The sequence below is a fragment of the Halorubrum tibetense genome (assembly GCF_042661865.1).
In the GTDB taxonomy this organism is placed as follows: domain Archaea; phylum Halobacteriota; class Halobacteria; order Halobacteriales; family Haloferacaceae; genus Halorubrum; species Halorubrum tibetense.
This window is the reverse complement of the sequence record NZ_JBHSWW010000100.1, coordinates 1-7,941: the sequence shown is the minus strand read 5'-3', so window position 1 is coordinate 7,941 and position 7,941 is coordinate 1. Positions and strand designations below refer to the sequence as shown.

At 68.1% G+C, this 7,941-nt stretch carries 10 protein-coding genes and 1 tRNA gene; 6 read left to right on the top strand and 5 right to left on the bottom strand.

The features are described from left to right. Positions 1 to 336 (top strand): KEOPS complex subunit Cgi121 (gene cgi121, locus ACFQEU_RS08340; RefSeq protein ID WP_379781108.1); only part of this gene is annotated, 336 nt, incomplete at its 5' end. 192 nt (positions 337 to 528) lie between these two features. Here the strand turns inward: cgi121 and ACFQEU_RS08335 are convergent. After that, positions 529 to 601 (bottom strand) — tRNA-Gln (locus ACFQEU_RS08335). A gap of 279 nt (positions 602 to 880) precedes the next feature. Here ACFQEU_RS08335 and ACFQEU_RS08330 point away from each other — a divergent pair. Then, on the top strand, positions 881 to 1,468 hold the full coding sequence (locus ACFQEU_RS08330) for an IMP cyclohydrolase (protein ID WP_379781106.1): 588 nt from the start codon (positions 881 to 883) through the stop codon (positions 1,466 to 1,468). An 82-nt stretch (positions 1,469 to 1,550) separates the two neighbouring features. Further along, positions 1,551 to 3,818: a S9 family peptidase gene (locus tag ACFQEU_RS08325; protein ID WP_379781104.1), complete on the top strand. Its 2,268-nt coding sequence runs from the start codon at positions 1,551 to 1,553 to the stop codon at positions 3,816 to 3,818. An 83-nt stretch (positions 3,819 to 3,901) separates the two neighbouring features. On the opposite strand, the gene ACFQEU_RS08320 is transcribed toward ACFQEU_RS08325, so the two are convergent. From ACFQEU_RS08320 to ACFQEU_RS08305, 4 genes are all read right to left on the bottom strand, one after another. Then, positions 3,902 to 4,309, bottom strand: coding sequence for a helix-turn-helix domain-containing protein (locus ACFQEU_RS08320; RefSeq protein ID WP_379781102.1), 408 nt, complete (start codon positions 4,307 to 4,309; stop codon positions 3,902 to 3,904). Positions 4,310 to 4,340: 31 nt separating this feature from the next. Next, positions 4,341 to 4,580, bottom strand: coding sequence for a hypothetical protein (locus ACFQEU_RS08315; RefSeq protein WP_379781100.1), 240 nt, complete (start codon positions 4,578 to 4,580; stop codon positions 4,341 to 4,343). A gap of 1 nt (position 4,581) precedes the next feature. Continuing rightward, positions 4,582 to 5,268 carry a DUF5828 family protein gene (locus ACFQEU_RS08310; protein ID WP_379781098.1) on the bottom strand — a complete coding sequence of 229 codons (687 nt, stop codon included), beginning with the start codon at positions 5,266 to 5,268 and terminating at the stop codon, positions 4,582 to 4,584. Positions 5,269 to 5,365: 97 nt separating this feature from the next. After that, a complete protein-coding gene (locus ACFQEU_RS08305) occupies positions 5,366 to 5,527 on the bottom strand; it encodes a hypothetical protein (RefSeq protein WP_379781096.1) in 162 nt (53 codons plus the stop codon). A gap of 185 nt (positions 5,528 to 5,712) precedes the next feature. On the opposite strand from ACFQEU_RS08305, the gene upp reads away from it, so the two are divergent. The 3 genes from upp to thrC form a co-directional block, all read left to right on the top strand. After that, positions 5,713 to 6,390, top strand: a complete 678-nt coding sequence (gene upp / locus ACFQEU_RS08300) for a uracil phosphoribosyltransferase (RefSeq protein WP_379781094.1) — start codon at positions 5,713 to 5,715, stop codon at positions 6,388 to 6,390. Between the two features lie 147 nt (positions 6,391 to 6,537). Beyond that, complete coding sequence (locus tag ACFQEU_RS08295) at positions 6,538 to 6,756, top strand: DUF7569 family protein (protein ID WP_379781092.1); 219 nt, start codon at positions 6,538 to 6,540, stop codon at positions 6,754 to 6,756. A gap of 105 nt (positions 6,757 to 6,861) precedes the next feature. Further along, positions 6,862 to 7,941: threonine synthase (gene thrC, locus ACFQEU_RS08290; protein ID WP_379781090.1), on the top strand; the 1,080-nt coding region annotated here is incomplete at its 3' end.

The window sequence follows — 7,941 nt, the reverse complement described above, 5'->3', positions numbered from 1 at the left end:
GCTCGCGATCCCGGCGTCGAGATACTCCTGTACGCTGCCGGTCGCCGACAGATCGACCGGGCGCTCCGGATGGGCGTCTCGCTCGGCGAGAACCGGGTCGTCCTCGTCGCCGCCGACTTCGGCGACGTCCCGAACGCGGCGCGCTCGTCGGCCGACCTCGACGCGGCCGTCGATCGGCTCTCCTCGGCAGTGACGTCCGAACCGACGCTCGGGCGGTTCGACGAGCCGTCGGTTCGCGAGTACTACGATATCACCGACCGCGAGCTCGCGGCGACACTCGGCGACCTGCCGGCCGTCGTCCACGAGCGCGTCGCGCTGCTCGACGTCGAGAAGTGAGGGCATCCGCTTGGCGGGTCGGCTAACAGCGAACCTGCTCCCGCGTGTTCTCCGTCGAACGTACACCCCTTCGCTTCGCCTCCAAACCGATAGACGTGACGGGGAGATAGTTCCACCTGAAAGAATAACTCGATGCGAACTCCGACGTTTACCAGTCGAAGGTCGTCGACCGATCGACACCGGACCGAAGAATAGTCCATCCTGGATTCGAACCAGGGTCGAAGCCCCCAGAAGGCTTCAGGATTGGCCACTACCCCAATGGACTGTGCGCATCATCGGTACTCCGTGCGTGTTTGTAAGCGTTGCGCGTCACGCTCGCCGTGACACTTGATCACAGCCTCCGACGGGGGTCCGTTCACGCCGCCTGTTCACTCACACCGTTCGTGCCGTTCACGCCGTCCGTGACGTTCGCTGTCCGTGCTGCTCGTTGTCCGTGCCGTCCACATCGCCCACATCGTCCACACCACGTACCTTGCCCGTTAAAACGATCGCCGAACGTGGATCGATCGATGCGTTTTAGCGGTTTCACTAACCAGCTCCGTGTATGTACCTTGGACGGTTCGTCGTCGTCGCACCCGGCATCGGCGCGTATCGCGTCTCCTCCCGCTCGTTCCCGAACCGCCGTGTGGTCGCCCGCGACGGGACGCTGACGGTCGCACCGACGCCGGACGCCCCTCCGACCGACAATCCGTACGTCTCCTACAACTGCGTTCGCGCGATCGAGACACCGGCTGGCGAGTCATTGGCGGTCGTCGGCAACGGATCGCACGTCGACCCGATCGCGGAGAAGGCGGCGCTCGGCTATCCCGCTCGTGACGCGCTCGCAACCGCGCTGCTCTCGCTCGACTTCGAGAAGGACGACTACGACACGCCCCGGATCGCCGGCGTCGTCGGCGCGGACGCGGCGACGATCGGGATCGTCCGTCGTGACGCGCTGCTCGTCGACTCCGTCGACTCGCCGACTCTCGTCGCCACCTACGAGAAGAACGCGCCCGAACCGTACGACCTCATCGCGACCGACGCCGACGCGGCCGCGACCGAGCTCCTCGGAGCCGAGTTCGAACACCCGGTGTGTGCGGCGGCCGCGACCGTCGACGACGACGTCTCACTGGCGTTCGACAACGGGAACTGACCCGCCGGCGCTTGACGACGGGGATCGACCCGCCGACTTCCGGCTCCCGACGGCTTTTGAATCCGGAGGATGACGGAGCCGTATGGAACGCGTCACAGCGGCCGCGTATCACGACATCGCGAAGCCGGCGGACCCCCGGATCTCCCCGGACGGCGACCGGGTCGCCTTCCTCCGCCGACAGCCGAACGGCGATGACACCTACGAATCGACGGTGTACGCCGTCGACGCGGACGGCGAGAGCGATCCCCGCCGGCTCACACTCGCGGAGGGCGTCGACGCCGAGCCTCGGTGGGGCCCCTCCGGCGACCGGCTCGCGTTCACCTCGACACGCGGAGCCGACGACGACCGTCAACAGTTGTGGGTCCTCCCGACCGACGGCGGGGAAGCCCGACAGGTCACGGACGTCGTCGGCGGCGTCTCCGGGATCGCGTGGTCGCCCGACGGCGACCGGATCGCCTTCACCCAGTCGGTCACCGCCGCGGACCGCGAGGCGGACCGAGACCTGTCGGTTCCCGAGGAGTACGAACCCGAGGAGCACCCCGACCCGCGCGTGATCGACCGGACGGTGTACCGATCCAATCAGTCATACTTCGACGGTCGCCGACCGGGCGTGTACGTCGTCGATGCCGACGCCGTCGTCGATGGGGTCGCCGCTGATGGGGTCGCCGCTGATGGGATCGCCGCCGACGCCACGGGAGGAACCGCGGGCGAACGACCGGGAGACGATGACGGAGGACGAGCGAACCACCCCGATGACGACGCTGGCGAGTCGTCGGCCGTCGTGCGCGTGACCGACCGCGACGCCGACTTCGCCGCACCGGAGTGGGGTGACCCGAACACGCTGTACTACACCGAGTCGGTCGGCGAGGATCCCGACGACTCCTACGAGATCGCGATCCACGCCCACGACCTCGCCACCGATACGGTCGAACGCGTCCACACCACCACCGGCTGGGGCGCGTCGCTCGCGGCGACCGCGGACGGCCGCGTCGCGTTCACCCACACCGACCCCGACCAGGCGTCGATGAACCAGAGCGATCTCCACCTCCTCGCCCGCGCGAGCGACGAGGTCCGATCGCTCACCGACGGGCTCGACCGCGGCTTGGGGTACGAGGCGAGTCCACAGTGGGGCCCCGACGACGAGGCGCTCTACTTCGCTACCCCTGACGAGGGCCGGACGGCGCTGTGGCGCGTCCCCGCGGACGGCAGTGCCGACCCGGAGCGTCGCTTCCGTCGCGGCGCGGTCGCGGGGGCGACCGTCGGCGGTTCGAACGCGAGCGACGAGGGTAGCCTCGCGGTCGCGCTCAGCGAGTGGGACCACCCCGGCGACGTGTTCCTGTTCGACGCCGGAGACGAGGAGACGACTCGACTGACCGAGTTGAACGCGGGGTTCCTCGCCGACCGCTACGTCGGGGAACCGGAGGAGATACGCTTCGCGTCCGACGGTGTCGAGATCCAGGGGTGGGTGCTCACACCACCCGGGTTCGACCAGACGGACGCCTCGGTAGGCACCGGTGATGACGGGGACGGACGTGAGACCTACCCGCTCGCGGTCGAGATCCACGGCGGTCCCCACGCCATGTGGACGACTGCGGGAACGATGTGGCACGAGTTCCAGACGCTCGCCGCCCGCGGCTACGTCGTGTTCTGGTCGAACCCGCGCGGCTCCGCCGGCTACGGCGAGGCGTTCCTGCAAGCGATCGAGCGCGATTGGGGCGACGTGACGCTCGCGGACGTGGAGACTGGCGTCGACACGGTGCTCGAGGACTACCCGATCGACGAGGAGAACGTGTTCGTCACCGGCGGCTCCTTCGGCGGCTTCATGACGGCGTGGGCGGTCGGGCGGAGCGACCGGTTCCGCGCCGCCGTCGCCCAGCGCGGCGTGTACGACCTCACCGGATTTTACGGCTCGACCGACGGTGCGTACAAACTGCTGGAGGGCGACTTCGACACCGTTCCCTCCGCCGAACCCGGCTGGCTCTGGGAGCAGTCGCCGACCGGCCACGCCGACGCGGTCGACACCCCGACCCTACTGATCCACTCCGAGGACGACACGCGAACCCCGATCTGTACGGCCGAACTGTACCATCGCATCCTCCGGAAGAACGGGGTCGACACCCGGTTCGTGCGGTACCCACGTGAGGGCCACGAGCTGTCTCGCTCCGGCGAACCCGCCCACATCGTCGACCGGATCGAGCGTATCGTTCGCTGGTTCGACGGCTACTCGGATCACCACGACGCGCCGCGGGCGCTCGACCGGCCGGAGGACGACGGGCTCACCGCGGGCGAGGACGAGGACGGGGACGAGAAAGCGGGCCCCGACACGACGGAGCCGGACCGCGCCGACTAACCCGCGACGCTCGACGCTCGGCGAGCGGCGAGCGGCGATCGTTCCGCAACGATCGAAGCCTGAGGACTGACGCCAGAGGGCCGCTACTCCGTGTTATCCGGGTCGAACCGCGAGATCGACTCGTGTACTCCTTCGACCCACTCGTCGAGCGCCTCGTGGAGCATCTGTTTCGCCTCCGGCACGGGAACCGCGGTGTACTGATACACGTACCCTCCGGAATCGAGGAGGCGACGGCGGCGCTCGATCAGCCCCTTCTCGCGAAGCGTCGACAGCGACCGGTTCACGTTCGATCGGTCCCTGTCGAGCGCGTCCGCGAGCTCGCTCACGGTGCTTCCCGGGTAGTCGAGAAGCGTCAGGTACGTACGGCTCTCGTGGTCCCGGACGCCGAACACACAGGAGAGGACGTGGTCGAACGGGGGTGAGATGTCGCCGACGAGGTCGTCGATGTCGGGCTGCTCGCCGTCGGACCGCTCGCTGTCTGACTCGGCCATACCCCCACGTTGGCGGTGTCGAGGTTAAAGCTCAGTCCTCCGCGGCGTAGCCCATCCGAGCGAGACAGCCGCGCATCTCCGACTCCTCGGTGTGTCGATGGAGACTCGTCGGCGTGTCACAGTGGTACGTCTCCCCGTCGTACCGGAGCACCACGTCCTGGACGGAGCCGGCGACCTCGACGCCGATGAGTACGCGGTGACCCGTCTCCAATAGGTCGATGATCTCGTCGGCGGTGTGCTCGCCCGCCTCGATCCGCACCGGTCCGCCCATCTCAGGTCATCGTCGACTCCGGGCCGCCCTCCTCCTCGGGCGGTTCGACCCCCTCGGCCGCCGCGACGTCCTCGGTCCGCTTCTCGGTCTCGACGTGCCATCGGTCGATCTCCGACTCGTACTCCTCGAGGATCGATCGCACCTCGTCTTTGAGCTCGTCGTCGTTGACGTTCACCTCGAACTCGAACGTCTCCCCGTCGTCGCCGCGACCGACCTCGGTGACGTTCGCGCTAACCAGCTCGTTGTCGAAGTAGTACGGCGCGACCTGCGTCATCACCTTCCGGTACACCGTGTCCTCGACCTTCCGGATCGCCTTCCGGCCGGCGGAGTCGGCGGCGCGCGCGACGTGGTCGATCGACTCGCTCCAGCGCTCTATCGCCCCTTCGGTGTCGTCGTCTTCGACCTTCTCGTACGACTCCGTGAGCTTCTCGCCGGCGGTCTGGAGGTCGTCGCCGGGGGTCTTTCCCGCCTTCTCGCCGTTCCCCTCGCTCACCGAGGCCTGTTCGGCGGTCTTCTCGGAGACGTCCTCGTCGATCCGTTCGTGCGTCTTCGGGCGCCAGTCGTCGAACTCGTGGAAGGCGTCGCCGTCGATGTCGGCCTCCCGGAGCGCGAGCGTGATCCGCTCGCCGTGCTCGACGATGTCGCCCCAGTCTCCGCGTTGTTTGAACCCGGAGATGCTCTCTTCCATTGGTTGTCGTCTGGTACGTAACGGACGAGTATAAGTTCCCCCGTCCGTGTATCAGGCGCGATAGCACGCCACGTCAACCGTGCGTCCTCTCGATCGGCTACTCGTCGACGGGCTCCGGCTCGTTCCCGGTGTCCGGGCTCGGCTGGTGGGTCTCGTCGCCGAGAGCGAGCCAGACCATGTACAACATTGCGACGACCATCAGGAGGGTCGCCATCGATCCGACGATACCGACGGCGGAGACGGATACGAGGTCGAACATGCCTGCGGGTGAGCGATGCGACCGTATCAACGTATCGGCTCGTCCCGACACCTCCGCGTGATCAGGTCGATGCCGACGCGTGATCAGGTCGACGCTGACGCGTGATCAGGTCGATGCCGACGCGTGATCAGGTCGACGCCGATGCGTGATCACCTTTTAAGACGCCCGCGGACCCCCCTCCGGTAATGACGATCGAAGACCGAGACGACGCCTATCTCGTCACGCATGCGCTGGCGAAGGACACCCTCTCGCGGCTCCGTGACGTCTCGACCGAGCAGGTCGCCTTCCGAAAGGGGCTGGTGAAGCTCGGCCGGATCTGCGGGTACGAGATCATCGACGGCGCGATGGGAACCGAGTACGTGCCGGTTCGGACGCCCCTCGCCGAGACGACCGGCGAGCGCGTCAAGGGGATGGACGATGTCGTCATCGTCAACGTGCTCCGGGCGGCGACACCGTTCGTCGAGGGGCTGTTGAAGGCGTTCCCCCGCGCGAAACAGGGCGTCATCTCCGCCGGTCGCGACGAGGAGGCCGGAATGAACGACGACGGCGAGTTCCCGATCACTATCGACTACGTGAAGCTCCCGGAGATCGGCCCGGACGACACCGTGATCGTCGCCGACCCGATGCTCGCGACGGGGTCGACGATGTGTGCCGTCCTCGAGCATATCCTCGCCGAGGCGGACGATTACGAGGACTTGTTCGTGCTCTCCGCCGTCTCCGCGCCCGACGGACTCGTCCGTGTCGGCGAGGAGGTGCCCGACGCGGACCTGCTGACGGTCGCCATCGACGACCACCTCGACGAGGACGGGTTCATCGTCCCCGGGCTCGGCGACGCCGGCGACCGGGCGTTCCGGACGACGTGAGCGGAACACGCTCCCGACCCGGCCGTCATACCGATGTGATGGCCATACCGATTTGATCGTCACACCGACTCGGTCGTCGCACCCGAACTCCGCGGTCCGCGGCCGCCCGTGGCGTGTTTTTAAGGGATCCGCCCACGAGCGGTCGGTATGAGCGACGCGCCGACGACCGACCCCTGTGAGGCCTGTGGCGAGCCGACGACGGACGCCCTCGCGCGCACCGTCCGGCTCAGCGTCGACCGGGCGAACATCGACACTCAGCGGCTCTGTCCCGAATGTTTCGCCGATTGGATCGACCGGTACCAGACGGAGATGAGCGGCACCGACGACGCCGACGGCGGCTCCGACTCGGAGATCATCGTCGACTGAGCGGCCGTCGGTCCCGCGGCTGGCGACGCCTACTCCACCGCCCGCGGCTGGCAACGTCCGACCCCATCGCCCGGCTTAAGAGGCGGCGCAACCGACGGTGACACAATGAGCCTCGCCATCGACGCCGCCGCCCCCGATGTCCCGGCCTGTGCGGACGACGGGACCTGGCTCGCCTGTATCGCTTGCGGCGAGACGTTCGCCCCGTTCGAGGATGTCCGGTACACCTGCGACGAATGCGACGGTCTGCTGGAGGTCCGTTACGACGACCCGCCCACGTTCGACGAGTTCGGCGCGGGCGCGTCCACCTCGGGTCCCGACCGCGGCGTCTGGCGCTACCGCGAGGCGCTCCCGTTCGACCTCGGCGTGACGCTCCCCGAGGGCGGCACCCCACTCCACCGCGTCCCGCGGATCGAGGAGGCGGTCGGTGTCGACGCGCTCCGGATCAAACACGAGGGGATGAACCCCACCGGCTCGTTCAAGGACCGCGGGATGACCGTCGGCGTCCGCGTCGCGAAGGAGCTCGGCGTCGACGCGCTCGCGTGTGCCTCCACCGGGAACACCTCGGCCGCGCTCGCGGCCTACGGCGGTCGCGGCGGCATGCAGACGCTCGTCCTCCTGCCGCAGGGCAAAGTCGCGGCGGGGAAGGTCGCGCAGGCGAGCCTTCACGGCGCGCGCATCCTCGAAGTCGACGGCAACTTCGACGCCTGTCTCGACATCGTTCAGGAGCTGGCGGCGCGCGGCGAGGCGTACCTGCTCAACTCGCTGAACCCGTTCCGCCTGGAGGGCCAGAAGACCATCGGCTTCGAGATCTTAGAGGAGTTCCACGCCGACTACGGCACGTATCCCGACCGGATCGTTCTCCCGGTCGGCAACGCCGGGAACACGTCGGCATTATATAAAGGGTTCCGCGAGCTCGTCCAGGCAGCCGCGCTCGATGTCGACGACGTCCCGAAGCTGACGGGCGTTCAGGCCGAGGGTGCCGCGCCGATGGTGGAGGCGATAACGGAGGGGAACGACGAGATCCGTCGCTGGGAGGAGGTGGAGACCCGCGCGACCGCGATCCGCATCGGCAACCCGGTCAACGCGCCGAAGGCGCTGCCGGGGATCCGCAACACCGGCGGCACCGCGGTCGCCGTCAGCGACCCGGAGATCACGGCCGCACAGGCGCACCTCGCGAGCGAGGGC